At 72.8% G+C, this 23160-nt stretch carries 15 protein-coding genes; 12 read left to right on the forward strand and 3 right to left on the reverse strand.

Features of this window, described 5'->3' with window-relative positions:
* Positions 1-110: 110 nt before the first annotated feature.
* The 5 genes from OG335_RS37190 (at position 111) to pulA (ending at position 8714) form a co-directional block, all read left to right on the forward strand.
* Entirely contained in the window at positions 111-1388 is a 1278-nt protein-coding gene (locus OG335_RS37190) for an extracellular solute-binding protein (RefSeq protein ID WP_405009459.1), read from the forward strand.
* A 152-nt stretch (positions 1389-1540) separates the two neighbouring features.
* Entirely contained in the window at positions 1541-2527 is a 987-nt protein-coding gene (locus OG335_RS37195; protein WP_405009458.1) for a carbohydrate ABC transporter permease, read from the forward strand.
* On the forward strand, positions 2524-3465 hold the full coding sequence (locus OG335_RS37200; protein WP_405009457.1) for a sugar ABC transporter permease: 942 nt from the start codon (positions 2524-2526) through the stop codon (positions 3463-3465). Before OG335_RS37195 ends, OG335_RS37200 begins: the two co-directional genes overlap by 4 nt.
* Positions 3466-3556: 91 nt before the next feature.
* Positions 3557-5296, forward strand: a complete 1740-nt coding sequence (locus OG335_RS37205) for a glycoside hydrolase family 13 protein (protein WP_405009456.1) — start codon at positions 3557-3559, stop codon at positions 5294-5296.
* A 70-nt stretch (positions 5297-5366) separates the two neighbouring features.
* Positions 5367-8714 carry a pullulanase-type alpha-1,6-glucosidase gene (gene pulA, locus OG335_RS37210; protein WP_405009455.1) on the forward strand — a complete coding sequence of 1116 codons (3348 nt, stop codon included), beginning with the start codon at positions 5367-5369 and terminating at the stop codon, positions 8712-8714.
* A gap of 127 nt (positions 8715-8841) precedes the next feature.
* On the opposite strand, the gene OG335_RS37215 is transcribed toward pulA, so the two are convergent.
* Complete coding sequence (locus tag OG335_RS37215) at positions 8842-10248, reverse strand: AbfB domain-containing protein (RefSeq protein ID WP_405009454.1); 1407 nt, start codon at positions 10246-10248, stop codon at positions 8842-8844.
* Between the two features lie 816 nt (positions 10249-11064).
* On the opposite strand from OG335_RS37215, the gene OG335_RS37220 reads away from it, so the two are divergent.
* The 5 genes from OG335_RS37220 (at position 11065) to OG335_RS37240 (ending at position 17496) form a co-directional block, all read left to right on the forward strand.
* Positions 11065-12405, forward strand: coding sequence for a glycoside hydrolase family 43 protein (locus OG335_RS37220; protein ID WP_405009453.1), 1341 nt, complete (start codon positions 11065-11067; stop codon positions 12403-12405).
* A gap of 251 nt (positions 12406-12656) precedes the next feature.
* On the forward strand, positions 12657-13241 hold the full coding sequence (locus OG335_RS37225; protein WP_405009452.1) for an HdeD family acid-resistance protein: 585 nt from the start codon (positions 12657-12659) through the stop codon (positions 13239-13241).
* Positions 13242-13399: 158 nt separating this feature from the next.
* Positions 13400-14404: a 2-hydroxyacid dehydrogenase gene (locus OG335_RS37230; protein ID WP_405009451.1), complete on the forward strand. Its 1005-nt coding sequence runs from the start codon at positions 13400-13402 to the stop codon at positions 14402-14404.
* A 295-nt stretch (positions 14405-14699) separates the two neighbouring features.
* Positions 14700-16505: a cation:proton antiporter gene (locus OG335_RS37235; RefSeq protein ID WP_405009450.1), complete on the forward strand. Its 1806-nt coding sequence runs from the start codon at positions 14700-14702 to the stop codon at positions 16503-16505.
* A 25-nt stretch (positions 16506-16530) separates the two neighbouring features.
* Positions 16531-17496, forward strand: coding sequence for a DUF389 domain-containing protein (locus OG335_RS37240; RefSeq protein ID WP_405009449.1), 966 nt, complete (start codon positions 16531-16533; stop codon positions 17494-17496).
* On the opposite strand, the gene OG335_RS37245 is transcribed toward OG335_RS37240, so the two are convergent.
* Complete coding sequence (locus OG335_RS37245; RefSeq protein ID WP_405009448.1) at positions 17486-18688, reverse strand: hypothetical protein; 1203 nt, start codon at positions 18686-18688, stop codon at positions 17486-17488. The two genes, OG335_RS37240 and OG335_RS37245, sit on opposite strands and share 11 nt — an antisense overlap.
* Before the next feature lie 717 nt (positions 18689-19405).
* On the opposite strand from OG335_RS37245, the gene OG335_RS37250 reads away from it, so the two are divergent.
* The gene (locus OG335_RS37250; RefSeq protein WP_405009447.1) at positions 19406-20839 is read left to right on the forward strand and encodes a DUF2252 domain-containing protein; all 1434 of its coding nucleotides are present in this window, start codon (positions 19406-19408) and stop codon (positions 20837-20839) included.
* 212 nt (positions 20840-21051) lie between these two features.
* Positions 21052-22389, forward strand: a complete 1338-nt coding sequence (locus OG335_RS37255; protein WP_405009446.1) for a chloride channel protein — start codon at positions 21052-21054, stop codon at positions 22387-22389.
* Positions 22390-22585: 196 nt separating this feature from the next.
* Here the strand turns inward: OG335_RS37255 and OG335_RS37260 are convergent, their stop codons facing one another.
* Positions 22586-22969 (reverse strand): VOC family protein, encoded by a 384-nt coding sequence (locus OG335_RS37260; RefSeq protein ID WP_405009445.1) that lies wholly within the window; start codon positions 22967-22969, stop codon positions 22586-22588.
* Between the last annotated feature and the right edge of the window lie 191 nt (positions 22970-23160).

Raw genomic sequence — 23160 nt, forward strand, 5'->3', positions numbered from 1 at the left:
CGTGCGCACCAAGGGACACCTCGCCCGCTTCCGCCGGACTCCTCCGGCGGCCCGGCGCGACCACCCCCGGATCTCTCCCACCGCACCCCCCACCTCCTCAAGGAGTCACCATGCGACGTGGCATCGCGGCCCTCACGCTGGCAGCGGCGATCACCGTCTCGCTGACCGCCTGCGGCTCGGACGGCAGCTCCGGCGCGGCCGGATCCGGTCCCGTCACCATCACCTGGTGGGACACCTCGGACGCGACCAACGAGGCGCCGACCTTCAAGGTCATGGTGGCCGACTTCGAGAAGGCCAACCCGGACGTCAAGGTCACCTACGTCAACGTCCCCTTCGCCGACGCCCAGAGCAAGTTCCAGACGGCGGCCGGCAGCAAGGGCGCCCCGGACGTCCTGCGGGCCGACGTCGGCTGGACCCCGGCCTTCGCCGAGGCGGGCTACCTGGCACCCCTGGACGGCACGGACGCCGCGAAGGACGCCGCCGCGTTCCAGCCCAACCTCGTCCGGCAGGCCGAGTACCAGGGCAAGCTCTACGGCATCCCCCAGGTCACCGACACCCTGGCGCTGATGTACAACAAGGAGCTCTTCGCCAAGGCCGGGATCACCGCGGCCCCCACCACCTGGGACGAGCTGAAGGCCGACGCCGCAGCGGTCAAGGAGAAGACCGGGGTGGACGGCTTCGCCTTCAACCCGCAGGGCTACTACGCGATGCCGTTCCTGTACGGCGAGGGCACCGACATGATCGACGTCGACGGCAAGAGGATCACCGTCAACTCGCCGGCCGCCGTCAAGGGCATCGACACCCTGAAGGCCCTGGTCGCCTCCCCGGGCGTCGCCAAGCTCGACACCACCAGCAACGGCTACGCCGACGTCATGGACGCCTTCGGCAGCGGCAAGGCCGCCTCCATCGTCCAGGGCCCCTGGGAGAGCGCGAACGTCTTCAAGAGCCAGGCGTTCCTGAAGAACGACAACCTCGGCATCGCCACCCTCCCGGCCGGCTCCGCGGGCAAGGCCGGCGCCCCGCTCGGCGGCCACAACCTCGTCGCCTACGCCGGTTCGGACGCCGCGCACCAGGCCGCCGCGCAGAAGTTCATCGCCTTCATGACCTCGGCCAACTCCCAGGTCTACACCGCGGGCAAGAACTCCACGCTGCCGACCCGCACCGACGCCTACACCCCCGAGGTCACCAGGAACCTCGGCATCGCCGGCTACCAGAAGGTCCTCGCCTCCGGGCAGCCGCGACCCGAACTCGCCCAGTACAGCTCCCTCTACGACCCGCTGGGCACCGAGCTCATCAAGATCCTCTCCGGGCAGGAGAGCACCAAGGCCGGGCTGGACAACGTCGCGGCCGCGGCCAAGAAGCTGATCCCGGACTACGCCACCCGGTGACCCGGGCCCGGCCGGCCGCCCTCTCTGCCGGGGCGGCCGGCCGGCACCGGTGCCACCCCGTCCCGGAGCCGCCCGCTCCGCCGGCCGCGCCCGCGCGGCGAACCGACCGGCGGAGCGGCGCGCAGCTCGCTCCCTGCCTCCCGAGGTGTCAGATGACCGTCGCCGTCCAGGGCGAGACCGCCCGCACCACGCCCCGTACGGGCCTGCTCCACCGCATCAAGCACTCCTACGACCGGTACTGGTACGCGTGGGCGATGTGCCTGCCGGTGGTGCTGGTCCTGGGCGCCGTCGTCGGCTACCCCCTGGTCCAGGGGATCCACCTGAGCTTCACCGACGCCACCAGCCGCAACGTCGGCCGCACCATCGGCGCCAACCACATCCCCGACACCTACCACTGGGTCGGGCTCCGGAACTACACCGACATCCTGACCGGTGCCAACAACCAGTTCTGGCCCCACCTGGTCTGGACGATCGGGTGGACCGTCGCCTGCGTCGCCCTCACCTACGCGATCGGCCTGGCCCTGGCCGTCGTGCTCAACCGCGACATGCGCGCCCGCGGCCTCTACCGGATGCTGCTGATCCTGCCCTGGGCGGTCCCGACCTTCGTGACGATCTTCGCCTGGCGGCTCGTCCTCGCCGACGACGGCGCCGTCAACCAACTGCTCGGCCTGGCCCACATCACCGGCCCGTCCTGGCTCAGCGACCCGCTCGCGCAGAAGGCCGCCGCCGTCGGCGTCAACATCTGGTGCGGCGTGCCGTTCATGATGGTCTCGCTCCTCGGCGGCCTGCAGGCCATCCCGGGCGAACTCCACGAGGCGGCCGAGATGGACGGCGCCACCCCCTGGCAGCGGTTCGTCCACGTCACCCTGCCGGGCCTGCGGCCCGTCAGCAGCACCGTGATCCTGCTCGGCGTCATCTGGACGTTCAACCAGTTCAACGTCATCTTCCTGCTGTTCGGCACCAACAGCGACAGCGTCCAGATCCTGGTGACGTACGCCTACAAGCTCTTCTTCGGCCGGCAACCCCAGGACTACGCCTCCTCGGCCGCCGTCGGCATCCTCTGCCTGTCCCTGCTCGTGGTCTTCACGAGCGTCTACCGCCGCTGGCTCAAGCGCAACGACGAGGGGGTCCTCGCATGACCACCGCGCCCGACACCACACCCACCACCGCGCCCGCCGCGCTCCCCACCACCGCGGCCCCCACCGCCGCGCCCGCCACCGGCCGTGCCGGTGCGGGGCCCCGGCTGCGCGGCCGGCGCCGGAGGTCGTCGTCCGTCACCCTGCACGGCGGCCTCACCGTCATGGCGTTCGTCGCGGCGTTCCCGGTGCTCTGGATCGCCTTCATCTCCCTGGGCGCAGGCAAGTTCGACTACCAGCACCCCGGCCGCATCCTCCACCACCCCTCGCTGGCGAACTACGGCCACGTCCTGACCGACACCGACTTCGGCACCTGGATGCTGAACTCGGTCGTCGTGGCGCTCGGCACCACCGCCGTCGGCGTCCTCATCGCGGCGAGCGCCGGCTACGCCGTCTCCCGGATGCGCTTCCCGGGCCGCGGCTCGCTGATGTACACCTTCCTGCTCACCCAGATGTTCCCCGTCGCCGTCCTGATGGTGCCGCTCTACAAGATCATGGCGGGCCTCCAACTGCTCGACACCTACAGCGGCCTGATCCTGATCTACTGCTCCACCGCGGTGCCGTACTGCGCCTGGCTGCTCAAGGGCTACTTCGACACCATCCCGCAGGAGATCGACGAGGCCGGCCGCATCGACGGGCTGTCGCCGTTCGGCACGTTCTGGCGCCTGGTCGTCCCGCTCGCCCGCCCCGGCCTCTCCGTCGCGGCGTTCTACACCTTCATCACCGCGTGGGGCGAAGTCGCCTACGCCTCGCACTTCATGCTCTCCGAGGACAAGTACACCCTCGCCGTCGGACTGCAGACCTACGTCAGCCAGTTCAACTCGCAGTGGAACTACATGGCCGCCACCTCGGTGCTCATCGCCGTACCCGCCGGCCTGGTCTTCTACGTCGTGCAGAAGCACCTGGTGGCCGGCCTGACCGCCGGCGGCACCAAGGGCTGAACCCCGCCCGCCCGGGCGGACGGTACGCCGCACCTCCTGATCGTCACCCACCGTTGCCGAGGCGCCACGCGCCGCCGTCGTGAGGACACCCATGACCCAGCATCCCGCCACAACCGACCGGCCAGTCGACGCCACCGCCGGGGCCGCCGACGCCACCGCCGGGGCCGCGCGCAGAGCCGACTGGTGGCGTGACGCGGTCATCTACCAGGTGTATCCGCGGAGTTTCGCCGACGCGAACGGCGACGGCATGGGGGACCTCCCGGGCGTCCGGGCCCGCCTTCCGCACCTGCGCGACCTCGGCGTCGACGCGGTCTGGCTGTCGCCGTTCTACGCCTCCCCGCAGGCCGACGCGGGCTACGACGTCGCCGACTACCGCGCCGTCGACCCGATGTTCGGCACCCTCACCGACGCGACTGACCTGATCCGCGACGCCCACGCCCTGGGCCTGCGGATCATCGTCGACCTGGTGCCCAACCACTCCTCCGACCGGCACGAGTGGTTCCGGCGTGCGCTGGACGAAGGACCGGGCTCGCCGCTGCGCGAGCGGTACCACTTCCGCCCCGGGCAGGGCGCCGACGGTGAACTGCCCCCCAACGACTGGGAGTCCGTCTTCGGCGGCCCGGCCTGGACCCGCACCACCGACCCGGACGGCACCCCCGGCGACTGGTACCTGCACCTCTTCGCCCCCGAGCAGCCCGACTTCAACTGGGAGAACCGGGCCGTCGCCGACGAGTTCCGATCCGTCCTGCGGTTCTGGCTCGACCAGGGCGTCGACGGCTTCCGCATCGACGTCGCCCACGGCCTCGTCAAGGCCCCTGGCCTGCCCGACCTCGGCACCCACGACCCGATGAAGCTGCTCGGCACCGGCGCCACCCCCTGCTTCGACCAGGACGGCGTGCACGCGATCTACCGCGAGTGGCGCCGGATCCTCGACGAGTACCCGGGCGAGCGGATCGGCGTCGCCGAGGCCTGGACGCCCACCGCCCGGCGCACCGCCAACTACGTCCGCCCGGACGAGCTGCACCAGGCGTTCAACTTCCAGTACCTCGCCTGCTCCTGGGAGGCCGAGGCGCTGCGCGAGGTCATCGACGAGTCGCTGGAGGCGATGCGCCCGGTCGGCGCGCCCACCACCTGGGTGCTCTCCAACCACGACGTCACCCGGCACGCCACCCGCTTCGCCAACGAGCCGGGCCTGGGCACCCAGATCCGCACCGCCGGCGACCGGGAGCTCGGCCTGCGCCGCGCCCGGGCCGCCAGCCTGCTGATGCTCGCGCTGCCCGGCTCCGCGTACATCTACCAGGGCGAGGAGCTCGGCCTGCCGGACGTCACCGACCTGCCCGACGAGGTCCGCCAGGACCCGTCGTACTTCCGGGCGGCCGGCCAGGACGGCTTCCGCGACGGCTGCCGCGTGCCGATCCCGTGGTCGGGCACCGAGGCCCCGTACGGCTTCGGTCCGACCCCCGGCGGGCCGTCCTGGCTGCCGCAGCCCGCCGAGTGGGCGCAGCTCAGCGTCGAGGCGCAGACCGGCGACCCCACCTCCACCCTGGAGCTCTACCGCTCCGCGATCGCCTACCGCCGCCGGCACACCGCACTCGGCGGCGCCGACAACCTCCGGTGGCTCGACTCGCCCGCGGGCGTCCTGAGCTTCGAGCGCACCGCCGCGGACGGCGCCGTCCTGCGCTGCACCGTCAACCTCACCGCCGAACCGGTCACCATCCCCACCCCGGGCGAACTCGCCCTCGCCAGCGCGCCGCTGGCCGCGGACGGCCCCCGCAGCGGCCCGCACACCGTGCTGCCCGCCGACACCACCGCCTGGTGGACCATCCGTTGAGCCCCCTTCCCGGCGGCGCCCGCCCAGCGCCCGCCGCCGCCCCACACCCGTCGCGACACGAAGAGGTGCCATGACCCCCCGCCCCGCCTCCGCGCACAGATCCCGCCGCGCCCGCCAGGCCGTCGCCACCGCCGTCGTCCTCACCGCCGCCGGCCTGGCCCCCGTCCCCGCCCTGGCCGCCGACCGGGCGGCCACGCCGTCCGCCGTCGCCGTGGCCGGCGACCTCGACCACCTGCTCGGCTGTCCCGGAGACTGGTCCCCCGACTGCGACCAGGCCCAGATGACCCGCCGCCCCGACGGCATCTGGCAGCTCTCGGCGCACCTGCCCGCCGGCGCCTACTCCTACAAGGCCGCCCTGGAGAAGAGCTGGGACGTCAACTACGGCCTGAACGCGGCACCGGGCGGTGCCAACATTCCGCTCGCAGTCCCGGCCGCGGGCGTGGACGTCACCTTCCTCTACGACCCCGCCACCCACTGGATCACCGACACGCTCAACACCGCCGTCGTCACCGCCACCGGCGACTTCCTGGACGAACTCGGCTGCACCGCCGACGCCGTGGACTGCCTGTCGGCCTGGCTCACCGACCCCGACGGTGACGGCCTGGCCACCTTCACCACCACCGCGCTGCCCGCGGGCGGCTACCACGCCAGGGCCGCCCTCGGACTGCCCGCCGCCCCCGTCGACGGCACCGACACCGCCTTCACCGTCGCGAAGACCGGCGACGCCACCACCTTCAGCTACACCGCGTCCTCCCGCGTCCTCAGCGTCTACGCCGGGCAGCCCAAGCCCAGCCTCGCACCCCGGTCCGCGTACTGGCTCACCCCCGACACCATCGCCTGGGACCTCGGCGCCACCGCCGCCACCGCCAGGACCTTCCAGCTCGCCACCGCCCCCGACGGCGGTCTCACCGCTGCGGGCACCGGCATCACCGGCGGCACCGGCATCCCGCTGACCCGCGACCCCAAGGGCCTGCCCGCCGCCCTCAAGGTGAAGTTTCCGCACCTCGCGAAGCTCACCGCACTACACGTCCCGCGCGAATGGGCCGCCAAGGCCAAGCAGTTGGTCAAAGGCCAGAGCGCGGTGGCCGCGCTCGACGCCACCGGGAACCTCACCACGGCGACCGGCCTGCAGACCGCCGGCGTACTCGACAGCCTCTACGCCGCCAAGGCCGCCCACGCCGAACTCGGCCCCGTCTTCCACGGAAAGAGGCCGACGCTCTCCCTGTGGGCACCCACCGCGCAGTCCGTCACCGTCGAGCTGTACGACACCGCCACCTCCGCCGCCGCCCGCACCGTCCCCCTGACCCTCGACGAGGCCACCGGGGTCTGGTCGGTGGAGGGCGACAGGAGCTGGAACGGCACGTACTACCGCTACCAGGTCAGGGTCTGGGCCCCCAGCGTGCTGAGGACCGTCACCAACACCGTCACCGACCCCTACTCCCTCGCCCTGTCGGCGGACTCCCGGCGCAGCCAGATCGTCGACCTCGACGACGCCACGCTGACGCCGCCCGGCTGGGACGACACCGCGTCGCCGAAGGCGATCACCGCCGGACAGCAGCAGATCCAGGAACTCCACATCCGTGACTTCTCGGCCGCGGACACCGCCCTGCCCGCCGACGAACGCGGCACCTACCTCGCCTTCACCGACCCGGATTCGGCCGGCATGAAGCACCTCGAGGACCTCGTCGCCGCCGGCGTCACCACCGTGCAGATCCTGCCGGCCTTCGACTTCGCCGGCACCGCCGAGAAGCGCGCCGACCAGACCACCCCCGGATGCGACCTGCCCGGCATGGCGCCCGACTCCGACCAGCAGCAGGCCTGCATCACCGGCACCCAGGCCGCCGACGCCTACAACTGGGGCTACAACCCCTTCCACTTCACCGTTCCCGAGGGCTCCTACGCCACCACCCCCGACGGCGGCGCCCGCACCGTCCAGTTCCGCGCGATGGTGCAGGCCCTCCACCAGGCCGGACTGCGCGTCGTCATGGACGTCGTCTACAACCACACCGCGGCCGCCGGCCAGGACCCCGACTCCGTACTCGACCGGGTCGTCCCCGGCTACTACCAGCGCCAGGACGCCAACGGCACCGTCACCCGCGACAGTTGCTGCGCCGACACCGCACCCGAGAACGCGATGATGAACAAGCTCGTCGTCGACTCCGTCACCACGTGGGCCAAGCAGTACCACGTCGACGGCTTCCGCTTCGACCTGATGGGCCTCGACCCCAAGCAGACCGTGCTCGACGTCAAGGACTCGCTGAGCGGACTGACCCTGCGCCGCGACGGCATCGACGGCAAGGCCACCACCCTCTACGGCGAGGGCTGGAACTACGGCGTCGTCGCGGACGACGCCCGCTTCGTGCAGGCCACCCAGGCCAACATGGCCGGCACCGGCATCGGCACCTTCAACGACCGCCTGCGCGACGGAGTCCGCGGCGGCGGCCCCTCCGACACCGACCCGCGCGAACAGGGCTTCGCCACCGGGCAGTTCACCGACCCCAACGGCGCACCCCTCAACGGCACCCCGCAGCAGCAGAAGGCCGACCTGCTCCACGACATGGACCTCGTCAAGCTCGGCCTCACCGGCAACCTCGCCGACTACACCTTCACCACCTCCGACGGCACCCGCCGCAAGGGCTCCGGCATCGACTACAACGGCACGCCCGCCGGCTACACCGCCGCCCCCGGCGAAGCCGTCACCTACGTCGACGCCCACGACAACCTCGCCCTGTACGACAGCCTCGCGCACAAGCTGCCCGCCGGCACCACCCCCGCCGAACGCGCCCGCCTGCAGGCCCTCGCCCTCGCCACCGGTACCCTCTCCCAGGGGCCCGGCATGGTGCAGGCCGGCACCGACCTGCTCCGCTCCAAGTCGCTGGACGGCAACTCCTACGACAGCGGCGACTGGTTCAACGCCATCCACTGGGACTGCAGTCAGGGCAACGGCTTCGGCCACGGCCTCCCGCTCGGCGGCCAGAGCGCCTGGAGCTACGCCAAGCCGCTGCTCGCCGATCCGGCGCTCGTCCCGAGCTGCACCGACACCGCGAGCACCAGCGCCCAGTACCAGCAGTTCCTGCGGATCAAGCGCTCCACCCCGCTGTTCTCCCTCACCACGGCCAGGGCCGTCCAGCAGCGCCTGACCTTCCCCCTCTCCGGCACCCCCGGCGAGGTCCCCGGCGTCATCACCGAACACCTCGACGGCCGCGGTCTGGGCACCTACACCTCCGTCACCGTCGTCTACAACGCCACCTCCACCTCCCGGACCCAGACCCTGCCCGGTCTCGCCGGCAGCCGCCAGACGCTCCACCCGGTGCAGCTGAACGGCACCGACCCGGTCGTCCGGCAGGCCGCGTACGACCGGGCCACCGGCACCTTCACCGTGCCGGCCCACACCGTCGCCGTCTTCGTCCAGCCGTAGCACCGGCCGCCCGGCCCCCCCCGGACGACCCGGCCGCGGGCCCGCCTCCGCCACCCGTACACGCGGGTGCGGAGGCGGGCCCGCGGCGTTCGGGCGGGGCCGGGCGGCGGCCGGCGGGCGCAGGCGGTCAGCTGGTGACCAGGAACGTCGCGTCCGCGCGGTCCGTGGCGGGGGACGCGGCGGACAGCGGGTCGATGCGCAGCTGGAAGTCGGCGTGGCGCAGGTACCGGTCGGGGTAGTTGTGCGAGTAGTACGACACCGCGCCGGAGCTCGCGAGGCCCGCCGTGCGGTGGAAGGTGGCGTCGGCGGCGAACTGCGCGGTGGAGTCGTTCGCGTTCAGCACGACGGCGAACCCGCTGTGCCGCAGGTAGCGTCCGGGGAAGTTGACCGACTCGAAGGAGACGCCCGTGCCGTCGGCCAGGCCGGGGACGATCTTCCACTCCGCGTCGAGGTACGGGTCGAACGGGAACGCGTCGATGCGGCCGGTGAAGTTGCTGTGCCGTACGAAGTCGCCCGGGTAGTTGTAGGACTTCAGCCGGTTCCAGGCGGGCGTGCCCCAGGTCGTCTTCAGCGCGGCCATCTCGGTGGCGGTGATCGGCGTGATGGTGCCGTGCTTGGAGTTGACCGGCTGGGTGTAGGTGCGCTGGTCGGCGGCGGTCCAGACGCCTCCGTCGATGGCGGAGGTCTGCCAGGCGTAGAAGAGGCCGTTGGGGGTGTAGGTGTCCCCCCAGAGCGTCCAGCCGTTGCCGGTCAGGGACTTCACGAGGATCGGCGCCTCGGTGCCGCCGTGGGCGATCGGACCGGTGTAGGTGGTGGTGTTGAACGAACCGGCCGCGAGCGAGGTGGACTTGGCCCCGTAGAGCTCGTTGCCCTTCTTGTAGTAGAGGTAGTTGGTGCCGCTGCCGCCCACCACGACGTCGGCGTCGATGATGCCGAAGCCCGGGTCGAAGTACGTCACCGGTGCGCTGAACGTGGTGAAGTCGGTGGTGTAGTCGGCCATGATGACGTCGCGCGTGCCGTTGTTGGCGGAGTAGATCAGCGCGTACTGGCCCCGGCCGGCGTCCCAGAACGCCTCCGGCGCCCAGGCGTGCGTGGTGGCCATCGAATGGACCTTCACCCGACGGTAGTTGGTGAAGCTCCGCAGGTCCGTGGAGTCCCAGACGTGGATGTACTGGTTGGTCTGGGAGAAGTCCGTGCCCGCGAGATCGGTGGCCATGACGGTGAAGGTGCCGTCCTGCTTGCGCAGGATGAACGGGTCGCGCAGGCCCTTCGTGCCCGCGGTCGGGGTGACGACCGGCGCGTTCTGGTTGAGCGGGGTCCATTCGAGGCCGTCGCTGCTCACCGCGAGGTGGAGGCCGTAGTTGTTGCCGAGCCCTTGGTTCGACTCGGTGAAGTACCCCATGACGTAACCGCTGTACGCCGTCGCGGCGTTGGCCGCGGGCACGGGGGTGGCGAGGGGGGCCGCGACGAGCGCGGCGACGAGGGCCGGGAGGAGTCGGGTGATGCGTGCGGTCGTGGGGCGGTATCGGTGCACGGGTGGGGTGTCCTCACTGCTGCGGCCGGTGGGGGCGTGCCGGCTCGGGGCGGGTGGTGTCGACGGTGGTGCCGCACGGTGCCGTTGCCGCCGCCGTCGGAGTGGTGGAGGGCATGCAGGTCAGGCGGGCCGAGTGTGCCCACAGGCCCGATCTTGCTTGCTGCACCGGGAGTTGGGGTGGCAGGTGCAGGCGGCGCCGGTCGGGGTGCGGCGCGCCGGGTCGTATTGTTAGCGCTCACAAACGGTGTGTCAAGACATTGCGCAGAGGTCGGGCCGCCCCGGACGGGCTGAGGTGGTGTGGCCGGCGCATGCGGCAACCACACAGTGGGGGAGTGGTGTTGGGAACCCCATGGGACTGGAGGAGTGGACCGCGGGGTGAGTCCCCTGGCCTGTGGCGGAGCCCGTTCCGGTGGTGCTCGACGGCCTGCGGTGGAGCGCCGGACCGTGCCCGCCGCAACGGGCGCGGGATGAACGAGACGTGTGGGCAAGCGCTTGACGCCGTCCGGTCGCCGGACCACACTCACTCACAGCCGTTTGTTAACGCAAACAGATCGTCGGTGCCGCCCGTACCCCCCGTACCCCCGCGCGGCCGGACATCGGACTCCCGTGCCCGACCGGACCGGGCCGGGCCGCAGCCTTGCCTTCACGCCCGGCCCGGCCGCATCCCCGCCGACTGCCCTTCCATCCAGCGCCGGTGATCGGAAGCGCCGTCGCGGGCACGGCGCCGAGCGGCCGTTCAGGCCCCGCCGCACACCCCCACCCCCAGGGAAGACCATGAACGCTCGTACCCCGTCCCGCCGGACCCTCCTCCGGGCGATGACAGTCCTGCCGGCCTCGGCCTTCCTGGCCGCCGAGCTGCCCGTGCTGGCCGGCACCGCCCGGGCCGCCGCCCCGGCGGCGGGTTCCGCCGACCGGTACACCGTCGTGGCGTTCACCAACGCCAGTGACGCGACGGTCAACGTCTACCAGTCGGACGACGCCACCGACTTCCGCCTGCTCAAGAGCGCCGCCTACACGCCGCCCGCCGACCGGATCCGCGACGCGAGCGTCTTCAGGCACACCGACGGCGCCTACTACCTCACCTACACCACCCACACCTGGCAGGACGCCAGCACCACCATCGGCTTCGCCCGCAGCACCGACCGGACCACCTGGACACACCTCTACGACCACACCGTGCCGATCGCCGACCTGTCGCGCGCCTGGGCGCCCGAGTGGTTCGTCGACACGGACGGCTCGGTCAACGTCGTGGTCTCCTGCTCGGTCACCAGCGACGAGTGGAACTTCACCCCCTACCTGCTGCGGGCCACCACCTCCGCCCTCACCGCCTGGACGGCGCCGACGGCGCTCGCGGGCATCGGCCCCAACCACATCGACACCTTCATCGTGAAGATCGGGTCGACCTACCACGCCTTCACCAAGAACGAGACGACCAAGTACATCGAGTACGCCACCGCGACGTCCCTCGCGGGGCCCTACACCATCAGGAAGACCGGCGACTGGGCGGGCTGGGGCAGCTACCGCGAAGGCCCCGCCCTGGTGAAGCTCGACAACGGCGGCTGGCGCCTCTTCTTCGACGGCTACGGAGCGGGCCAGTACTACTTCAGCGACAGCTACGACACCTTCACCACCTGGTCGGCGCCGCAGGCGCTGCCGGGCATCTCGGGCACGGCCCGCCACTTCACCGTCCTCCGGGAGCAGGTCACCGCGAGCGCCGTGCTCACCGCCGGCACCACGCGGTCGCTGCAGTCGGTGAACTTCCCGACCCGGCACTGGCAGAACCAGTCGGGCCTGCTGAACCTCCCGGTGGTCGGCTCGTCCAGCGCGGCCGCGGAGCGGCAGGCGTCGACGTTCTCCGTCGTGGCGGGCCTCGCCGACGGCAACGCCTTCTCCTTCCGGGACTCCGCCGGCAACTACCTGCGGCACTACGGCTTCCGCGCCCGGTTCGACCCGAACGACGGCACGTCCACCTTCGCCGGCGACGCCACCTTCGTTCCCCGCGCCGGCACCATCGTGGGCAGCGTGCGCCTGGAGTCCTACAACTACCCGGGCCGCTACCTGCGCCACAGCAGCTACCAACTGCGGGTCGACCCGGCCGACGGCAGCGACCTCTTCCGCAGCGACACCAGCTTCGCGCCCGTCACCGCGCTGGCCTGACACCCGCCGCCACCGGGCCGGCGCGGGGTCCGGCCCGTCGGCCGGATTTCGGGCAGCCCGGTCCGTACTCCGCCCGCCCGCGGCACCCCGACGCCCCGGGCGGGCGGCACCCCGCCCGGGTCCGTCCCCGCCCGGGCGTCCATCGCCCGAACGGGTGGTGATGCCCCACGGCGCCGGAGGGGCGACACTTCCTGTGAAGGGGTAGGGCGTTCCGCCCCCGGCAAGCCCCTGGCACGTGAGGGAGTCGAGCCGTGACAACACCTCTCGGAACCACCCCGGCGGACCCGCAGGACTGGCTCGCAGGACTCGGCAGGTCATGGTGGTGGGCGCTGGGATTCGGCGTGCTGACCATCGTCGCCGGCGTCGTCATGCTCAGCTGGCCCGAGGAGACCGCCCGGGTGGTCGCGATCATCATCGGCCTGCAGCTGCTCGTCGCCGGCGGGGTCCGCTTCGTGACCGCCTTCACCCAGGACGACTCGGCCGGCGCACGCGTGCTGCACGTCGTGCTCTCCCTGCTGGCCGTCCTCGCCGGTGTGCTCTGCCTCCGGCACCAGCTGCAGACGGTCGGTTTCCTCGCCCTCATCGTCGGCGCCTACTGGCTGCTGGCCGGCATCCTGACGCTGTTCGTCGCGCTCGGGTCCCGCGGGGCACCCGGCCGCGGCCTCGCCGTCTTCCTCGGCGCACTCGGGGTCATCGCCGGTATCGTCGTCCTCGCCTACCCGGTCGAGTCCGCGGTGGCCCTGGCCCGGCTTCTCGGGCTGTGGCTGCTCCTGCTGGGCCTCTTCGAGGTGGTGGCGTCCTTCGTCCTCCGCAGCGCCGTACGGCAGCGCACCTGACCGCCACCCCGAGTGCAGGGCGCCCGCGCGGTGCCCTGCACTCGGGCACCGCGCCCGGCAGGAAGGCCGCGCAGGGGCCGCGCAGGGCTCGGACAGAAGGCCGGGCAGGTCGGCGGCCGTCGATTGCCGTGGCGCCCGCAGGCTGATGAGATCACCTCATGAGCCCCGTGAGCCCGACGAACCCGACCGGCCCCGTCGACCCCGCAGGGTCCGGCGGTGCCGCCTCTGGCGGGGCGCCCGCCAGGATCCTGCTCCCGTACCCGCCCGACCGGCTCGGCGGCCTCCCCGGGCTGCGGGTGGAGGTCTGGGACGGTGCCACGGAGCCGCCACCCGCGTCGGTGCTCCGCGAGGTCGAGTTCTTCGTCGTCCCCTACACCCGGGCGGCCGCCGCGCTGCCGCTGCTGGAGCGGATGCCCCGGCTGCGGGTGCTGCAGAGCCTGTCGGCGGGCGTCGACGACCTCCGGCCGTTCGTCCCGCCCGGCGTGACGCTCTGCAACGCCCGGGGTGTCCACGACGCCAGCACCGCCGAACTCGCCGTGACGCTGCTGCTGGCGGCGCTCAGAGGGGTGCCCGGCTTCGTCCGGGCGCAGGACGCCGGTGAGTGGCGGGGCGGCTCGTTCCCGTCGCTCGCCGACCGTACCGTGCTGCTCGTCGGGCACGGTTCGATCGGCGCGGCCGTCGAGGAGCGACTCGTCCCGTTCGAGTGCGACATCCTGCGGGTGGCCCGCAGCGCCCGTACGGCCGCCCGGGGGCCGGTGCACGCGTTCTCCGAGCTGCCCGGCCTGCTGCCCCGGGCCGACGTGGTGGTGCTGACGGTGCCGCTCACCGCGGAGACCCGCGGTCTCGTGGACGCCCGGTTCCTCGCCGCGATGCGGGACGAGGCCCTGCTGGTCAACGTGGCGCGGGGCGCGGTGGTCGACACCGGGGCGCTGCTCGCCGAACTCGGCCGCGGCCGGCTCTCCGCGGCCCTCGACGTCACGGACCCGGAGCCGCTGCCCGCGGGGCATCCGCTCTGGAGCGCCCCGCGCACGCTGATCAGCCCGCACGTGGGCGGCAACAGCTCGGCGTTCCTCCCGCGGGCGCTGCGCCTGCTCCGCACCCAGCTGGACCGCTACGCGGCCGGCGAGGCGCTGGACAACGTGGTGGTCGGGCCCGGCGTCTGACCGGCCCGCACGCACGCCGCGCCACCTGGTCCCACCTGCCGCGTCGCGTCGCGCCGTGCCGTGCCGTGCCGCGCCGCGTTGCGCCGTCCGGGGGACATCGCCGCCCGGTGCGGGCGGGCCGGGCGAGCCGCCGCCCCGGTGGCGGCGGTTCCCGGCGATGGTGGTCCCCCGGTACCGGCCCTCGGCGTACGAGGGACGAGCGGCGACGGGAGACAGCAGTGACCGCAGGGGCGGGCTCGACGGCCGTCGGCACGGACGTGCCGGCCGGTGGACCGCATCCCGGGGAGGGACGCCCGTGACCGCCGACGACGTACTCGCCGGTGTGGGGATCATCGTCGTCCTGGCGGTCGGGTGCCAGCTGCTGGCGAGCCGTCTGCGCGTGCCGGCCCTGCTCCTCCTCCTGCCCGCGGGCTTCACCGCGGGCGCGCTCACCGACGACGTCAACCCGCAGCTGCTCCTCGGCGAGGCCTTCTCCCCGCTGGTCTCGCTGGCCGTGGCCGTGATCCTCTACGACGCCGGGCTCGGCCTCGACCTGAAGCGGCTCACCGGGCACAACCGGCGCGTCGTCATCAGGCTGCTCTGGCTCGGCACCCTGCTGACCTGGGCGTCGGCGGCGCTGTTCGCCGTGCCCGTGCTCGACATGTCGAAGCGGGCGGCCGTCATGCTGGGCGCGATCCTGGTGGTGTCGGGGCCCACGGTGGTGGGGCCGCTGCTCAACTTCGTCCGCCCGTCCGAGCGGCTGCAGCGCATCCTGATCTGGGAGGGCTCGCTCATCGACCCGGTCGGCGGCATCCTCGGTGCACTGGTCTTCCACGCGGTGACCAGCTCCGACCACGAGGGTCTGGCGCGGCAGGCCGGGGCGTTCTGGATCAGCGCCGGGGTGGGACTGGCCGGGGGAGCGGTGGGCGCGTGGGTGCTGTGGGAACTGCTCCGGCGGCTGCGGCTCGGTGAGGTGCTCGGCACGACGGTGCAGTTCGCCGCAGTGGTCGGGGTGGCGGCCGCGTGCGACGCCTTCCGCGACGACACGGGCCTGATCGCCGCCGTGGTGATGGGGATGGCGATGGCCAACCTCCCGGGAGTGGACATCCCCGCCCGCAGGCCGTTCTTCGAGACGCTGGTCTCGCTGATCATCGGCCTGCTGTTCGTCTCCATCTCGGCCACCGTCACCCCGGCCTCGCTGCGGCACGTGGTGCTGCCCACGCTCGCCCTGGTGGCCGTGCTCGTCCTCGTCACCAGGCCGCTGGTGGCGCACCTGGCGGCGCTCCGCACGGACGTCCCGCGCGGCGAGCGGTGGTTCGTCGGGTGGATGGCGCCGCGCGGCATCGTCGCCGCCGCCACGGCGTCGACGTTCTCCGTCACCCTCGTCGACCGGGGCATCGTCGGCGCCGAGCGGATCCTCCCGGCGACGTTCGTCGTGATCGTGGCCACCGTCATGCTGTACGGCCTCACGGCCTACCCGGCCGCCCGCCGGCTCGGGGTGCTCCGTCCTGCGCGGTCGCGGCCGCTGCTGGTGGGCGGCGACCCGTGGGTCGTCGACCTGGGCCGCGCGCTGCGTTCGGCCGGGCTGGACGTGCTGATGTGGGCGGGAGCCGACGACCAGCGCACGCAGATCGAGCAGGCCGGGCTGGAGCTCGCGGCCGGCGAGCTCCTCGCGGCCGCGTCCGGCGCCGGCGCCGAGCTGGAGGGCATCACCGGTGTCCTGCTCCTCACCCAGGAGGACGACTTCAACGCGCTCGCCGCGATGACGCTGCGGGAGAGCGTGGAGGGGCCCGTCCACCGCCTGGGCCCGCCCGCCGACAGCAAGGGCGTGGTGGCGCGCTTCACCGGGGGTGACGCGCTGTTCGACGCGGGACTGACCCGCCCCGAACTGGTCCGCCGGTACGCGTCCGGGGCGCGGATCGTCACCCACCGGGTCGACGGCGCCCTGCCGGCCCGGCACGAACTGCTGTTCCTCGTCCGCCCGGACGGCAGCCTCGTCCCGGTCACCGTGACCCGGGTGCCGACCCCGCAGGCCGGGGACACCGTGGTGCTGCTGAGCCCCGCCCCGGACGCCGCGCCCGTACCCACGCCCGGGGCGTCCGCAGGAGGGACGCCGTCGTGAGGGCCGGCTCGCGGGGAGGCTCCGTATGGACATGATCCACGTCCGTGCGGTGAGTCCGCCGGACCTCACCGACCGGGTGGTCGGCCTCCTCGCGGGTGATCCCTGCGTGCTCAACCTGATCGTGTCGCCCGGCGCCGCCCGCAACCCGGACGGTGACGCGATCGCCTGCGACGTCCTGACCGGCGCGGCGAACGAGGTGCTGAAGTCGCTGCGCGCGGTGCACCTGGACCGCCGCGGCTCCATCGTCATCGAGCCGGTGGACATCGCGTTCTCCGGGCGGGCCGCCGAGATCGGCTCGCGCCGCCTCGGACCGCTCACCCGCGCGCCGGTCTGGGAGCAGGTCGAGGCGAGGATCCGCGCCGAGGGCACGTACGCGCCGAGCTTCTTCCTCTACCTCGTCATCGCCGGGCTGATCGGATCGGTCGGCATCGTCACCAACTCCCAGATCCTCATCGTCGCCGCCATGGTCGTCGGCCCCGAGTACGGGGCGATCGTCAGCATCGCGCTGGGCATCGACCGCGGTGACCGTCCGCGGGTCCGGCGGGGCTTCCTCGCGCTGGGCCTCGGCTTCGCCCTGGCGATCACGGCCACGTTCGCCTTCAGCGTGCTGATCCGGGCCTTCGGGCTGCAGTCCCAGGCGTTCGACATCGGGCTGCGGCCCGTGTCCAACCTGATCAACACACCGAACTTCTTCTCCGTGGCGGTGGCGACCCTGGCCGGGATCGTCGGCATCGTGTCGCTCACCGAGGCCCGCACGAGCGCCCTGCTCGGCGTGTTCATCTCGGTCACGACGATCCCGGCCGCCGCGGACATCGGCGTGTCCGTCGCCTTCACCAGCTGGACGGAGGCCCGGGGCTCGCTGATCCAGCTGCTGCTCAACATCGTGGTGCTGATCGTGGTCGGCACCGGGACGCTCCGCTGCCAGCGGGCCATCTGGCGGCGGGTCGGAGCCCGGCGCGACCGCGAGGACCGGGCGAAGCTCAGCGGCTGACCGGAGCGGCGCCGCCCGGCCCCGTCGGCGGGCCCTGCGCGCCCTCCTCCGGTCCGGTGTCGAGGAACTCCCGGACGGCGAAGGCGATCAGCACGATCACGGCGATCCACGTCACCACCGCGGCGGTCGGGTAGCTCCAGGTGAACAGCACGATCGCCGCCACCGCGAGGATCAGGGCGCCGAACCACCGCTTGTAGCGGTGGACGAACCGGCCGGCCGCGCCCAGCCGGAGCCCGAACGAGTAGGCGACCTCCCGCAGCGCGGAGACCGCCCGGCGGCACGCCGTACGGACCGCGACCGCCACCCGCGACGGGCCGATCAGGAAGGCCCCGAGGGCGGTGATCACGGCCAGTGCGCCGACCGCGCGGACGCTCGCCCGCATGAACCGGATGAGCGTGTCGTACACGGTCCCGGCCGCGGCCTGGTTCGCGCCCGGCGGCAGGTGGTCGAGGTAGAACGCCCGGAACACCGTGAGGACGACCCCGACGAGCAGCATCGCGAGGGCCACGCCGACGGCGGCCCCGACGAGCGCCCGGCGCCGGTTGACGGCCAGGAAGACGCCCGCCGCGGCGACCAGCACCGTGATGATCGGCAGCCAGGTGCCGAGGATCTCCAGCAGGCGGAAGTACGACTTGACCTTGCCGATGTCCTTCGAGGCGAACACGACGAACTGGGTGTGCACCTCGGGGATCTTGGCCGCGACCCCGAGCCCGGAGCTCACCAGCTGGTCCTTCACCTGCGCCACCAGGGGGCCGATGTCGATGGCGACCTGGTTGTTCTCCAGCGAGACGACGCCGCCGCCCTCGCCGGTCAGCGCCTTGTCGACGGCGCTGTGCCCGGCGCGGTTCGCGTCGGTCCAGATCTTCTCGAAGGCGCTGCTGGAGACGACCTTGTGGACGGTGGAGTTCACCAGCTCGGTCAGGCCGCTGGTGATCGGGCCGCTCAGACCGTTGATCAGGGTGGAGGCCTCCGCCGGCACCCCCTGCTGCGCCGCGGCGTCGGACAACTGCTTGACCAGCGCCTTGACGTCGATCTGCTCCAGTACCGCGGAGGTGACGCGTGCGCTGACCGCGTCCTGCACGTCCGGGTCCGAGGCGAGCGGGGCGACCGTGGCGACGTACCGGTCGGTGTCGCCGACGAAGCTGCTCGTCCACACGGCGATGACGGACAGCAGCGCGAGGAGGGAGGCCACGACGATCAGGACGGTGGAGCCGGTGGTCCGCCAGAAGTGGTGACGCCGGTGGTGCGGGGCCGATTTCTCCAGCAGGGCGATCCGCTGCTTCAGTTCCTCGACCTCCCCCGGCCCGCCGGCCGGCGGCGGCGTCGGCGCCGCGGCCGGAACCGCCGGTGCCGCTGCCGCCGGTGCTGCTGCTGCGGCTGTCGGGGTCTCAGCTGTGGGGGCGGGCGTGGGTGTGGGTGGTGCCGGAGGCGGCGTCGGGGCCGGCGCCGGTGACGACCCGCCGGGCGGGGTCTTCGCGGGACCGCCCGTAGGCGGCCCGGAGGGCGAGGCGCCGTCGGGCGCCGACCCCTCTGCGGGGGGCGTGCCGTCCGGGTCGGCCGGCTCCGCCCCTGACTCGTTCGAGGCCATCGCGCTCTCCCTGGGTCGATGGCCGTCCGCCGCCACGACGGGCGGCGGACGGCTGATTCGCCTTCCCAGGAGATACTCCGGCGCGTCCGCCCACCACCGGGGCGGCGTGTCCGGGTGGTGCTGCCGCCGCCCGCCGACCGCTGCCGGGGCCACCCGTGTCGGCAATGCCGGAACCGGTGCCGTCCGTGATGATGGTGCTGCGAGCACCCCGCCCGTCCCGGCCACGACGTTCTCACGGCGGGCCGGTGCAGCGTCACCGACGGGCCCCGGCAGGTGCCCTGGAGGCCGCGGCCACGGCCGTGCGGCAGTCTGGAGACCCCGATGGCAGAGAAATCCGGTGCGGCGATCCGCGCGGTGCCCGGCGAGACCCCGGAGCAGCGGACGGCCCGCGGCAGGGCGGCCCGCCGCGCCGTACCCCGTTCGGCTCACGCCGAGTACCGGCCCCCGGCCGACCGCCCGGACCCGCTGGACATCCTCGAAGCCCAGTCGGCCACCCGGGTGCCCGAGCTGGTACCGATCCGCTACGGGCGGATGACCGAGTCGCCGTTCCGCTTCTACCGCGGCGCGGCGGCGATCATGGCCTCCGACCTGGCCGGCACCCCCGACTCCGGCATCCGCGCCCAACTCTGCGGCGACGCACACCTGCTGAACTTCCGCCTGCTGGCGTCACCCGAACGGAACCTGCTGTTCGACATCAACGACTTCGACGAGACGCTGCCCGGCCCCTGGGAGTGGGACGTCAAGCGGCTCGCGACCAGCTTCGTCATCGCCGGCCGGGCCAACGACTTCGACGACGCCGAACGCGCCGACATCGTGCAGGCCGCCGTACGGGCGTACCGCGAGGCGATGACCCGCTTCGCCGGGATGCGCAACCTCGACGTCTGGTACGCCCGGATCGACGCGGAGCGGCTCCAGGACCTGGCGGCCGGACGCCTCGCCAAGCGGGGCCGGAAGGCGCTGGCGAAGACGATGGCCAAGGCCCGTACCCGCGACAGCCTGCAGGCCTTCGAGAAGCTCACCGAGACGGTCGGCGGGCAGCTGCGGATCGCGGCGGACCCGCCGCTGCTCACACCGATCGGGGACCTGCTGCCCGACGTCGAACGCAGCGCGCTGGAGGGCGAGCTGAAGAAGCTCGTCACGCGCTACGGCCGCACGCTGGCCTCCGACCGGCGCACCCTCCTGGACGACTACCGCCTGGTCGACGTGGCGCGCAAGGTCGTCGGCGTCGGCAGCGTCGGCACCCGCTGCTGGATCTTCCTCATGCTGGGCCGTGACGGCGGCGACCCGCTCCTGCTGCAGGCCAAGGAGGCGGGCCCCTCGGTGCTCGCCCCCCACGTCGGCGCCAGCGTGTACAAGAACCAGGGCGAGCGCGTCGTCTCCGGCCAGCGGCTGATGCAGGCCGCCAGCGACATCTTCCTCGGCTGGGAGCACGTCGACGGCATCGACGGCAGGCGCCGCGACTTCTACGTCCGGCAGCTGCGCGACTGGAAGGGCATCGCCCAGCCCGAACTGATGGTGCCGCAGGGCATGCACGCGTTCGGCGAGATCTGCGGTGCCACGCTCGCCCGGGCGCACGCGCGCTCCGGCGACCGGATCGCCATCGCCGGGTACCTCGGCGGCGGCGAGGCCTTCGACCGGGCGCTCGCCGTCTTCGGGGAGAGCTACGCCGACCAGAACGAGCGCGACCACCGGACACTGGTCGACGCCGTCCGGGACGGCCGTCTGCCCGCCGTGGCCGACCCGGCCGCCTCCTGAGCGGCCCGCCCGGGTGGGCCTGCCCTGATGGCCCCCCGCCGGTCCGCCCGATCTCCGGTCCGCCCGATCTCCGGTCCGCCCGATCTCCGGGACGACGGCTGCCGCCTGGAACGACCGGTGATGGATCGGGACACCAGGCATGACACCACGGGCCGACGGCCCACCGGCGCCCGTGCGGCGCCCCGGATCGAGTGCTGAGGAGGCGGTGCGCAATGCCGGACGGACCCGGCGGACGGCCCGAGACGGCCGCCAAGGACCCGTACGCGCTCGTCCGGACCCGCGGCTACGTCATCGTGCTCGTGGTGGCGGCGGTGCTGGGCGTGCCGGTGTCGGCGGCGGCGTTCGGCTTCCTCGCCCTCGTCTCCGAACTCCAGTCGCTCGTCTACACCGACCTGCCGAAGGGCCTGGGCTTCGACGGCACCCCGTCGTGGTGGGCGGTGCCGCTGCTCGCCATCGCCGGACTACTGGTCGCCCTGACCATCCGCCACCTGCCCGGCACCGCCGGGCACAAGCCCGCGGAAGGACTGGTCGCCACCGGCCAGACCCGGCCGGTCGACCTCCCCGGCATCGCCCTGGCGGCACTGACCACCCTCAGCCTCGGCGCGGTGCTGGGGCCCGAGGCGCCGCTCATCGCCCTCGGCAGCGGGCTGGCCATCGGAGCCGTCCGCCTGGCCAAGCGCGACTTCCCGAAGGAAGGCGCCGAGGTCGTGGGCGTCGCCGGGAGCTTCGCCGCCGTCAGCACCCTGCTCGGCTCGCCCCTGATCGGAGCCTTCCTCCTCATGGAGGCGTCCGGTATCGGCGGCGCCATGCTCGGGATGGTCCTGGTGCCGGGCCTGCTCGCGGCCGGCATCGGCGCACTCATCTTCACCGGCCTCGGCTCGTGGACCGGGCTGGGCACCTACTCACTCGGCCTCGGCGACGTGCCCCACGCAAGCCGGCCCGACCTCGCCGGGTTCGGCTGGGCCCTCGTCATCGGCATCGCCGCCGCCCTCGTGGGTACGGCGATCCACCGGGTCGCCCTCGTCCTGCAGGACCGGGTCGATCGCCGACGCGTCGTGGGCACCGTGCTGGCCGGCGTGGTCGTCGGCCTGATCGCCCTCGTGTACGCGGAAGGCACCGGCAACGACATCTCCGAGGTGCTCTACTCCGGGCAGGACCAGCTCGCACCCCTGATCTCGGCGAGCACCGGCTACTCGGCCGTCACCCTCGCCGTGCTCACCGCCTGCAAGGCACTCGCCTACGCCGTCACGATGAGCGGATTCCGGGGCGGCCCCGTCTTCCCGGCGCTGTTCGCTGGCGCCGCCGGCGGACTCGCGCTCTCCCACCTGCCCGGCCTGGGCACCACGGCCGGACTGGCGATGGGCATCGGCGCGATGTGCGTGGCCATGCTGAAGCTCCCCCTGACCTCGGTGCTGCTCGCCACCCTCCTCATCGGGTCGGACGGCGTCACCGTCGTGCCGCTGGTCATCGTCGCCGTGGTGGTCTCGTACGTGCTCGTGCTGCGCCTCACTCCGAAGCCGGTCGCGGCCCGCGCCGAGCAACCGGCGTAGGAGCGCAGCGCCAATCCGACACCGACCGGCTCGGAGGCCGGATAGCTCGGATACCGGATGGCTCGGGCACCGACCGGCTCGGACACCGAGGTAAGTGGGCACCGAGGTAAGTGGACATCGAACGGCTCGGGCACCGAGGGAAGCCTGCACCGAACGGCTCGGGCACCGAACGGTTCGGTGCAGGCTCGTGCAGGGATCAGATGGGCTTGAGCCGGGTGCGCAGGAGGCAGAATTCGTTGCCTTCCGGGTCGGTCAGGACGTACCAGCTCTCGGTGCCGGTCTGGCCGACGTCGGCGTGCCTGGCGCCGAGGGCGAGCAGCCGCTCCAACTCGGCGTCCTGGTCGCGGTCGGTGGCGTTGACGTCGATGTGCAGCCGGAGCTTCCCGGCCCGCGGGTCGCTGCTGGGGCTGAGGATCAGGGTGGGCTGCGGGCCGCCGAAGCCGACGTCAGGTGGCCCGATCTCGATGCTTCCGTCGTCCTCCCGGCCGAGTTCGACGTAGCCGAGGACCCGGCTCCAGAACGCGGCGAGCCGGTCGGGGTCGGCGGCGTCGATGACCAGCTCACTGATGCGGCATGCCATGCCGGTCAGTGTACGTGGACAGCGGGGAGGTCCACCGGGCTCCCGCCGCAAGGTACTTGAGACGACTGCGCCGACCGTCCGCCGACGGCACTGTCGCCAGGTCGACATATTGACGGAGCCGACCGCCCGGAGCCGGGTCGATCCCGGCAGGTCGTCCGGGCCGGGACCACCGCGGGTGCGGCCGGTCCGGG

It is taken from the genome of Kitasatospora sp. NBC_01539, from assembly GCF_045040525.1.
Lineage (GTDB): Bacteria > Actinomycetota > Actinomycetes > Streptomycetales > Streptomycetaceae > Kitasatospora.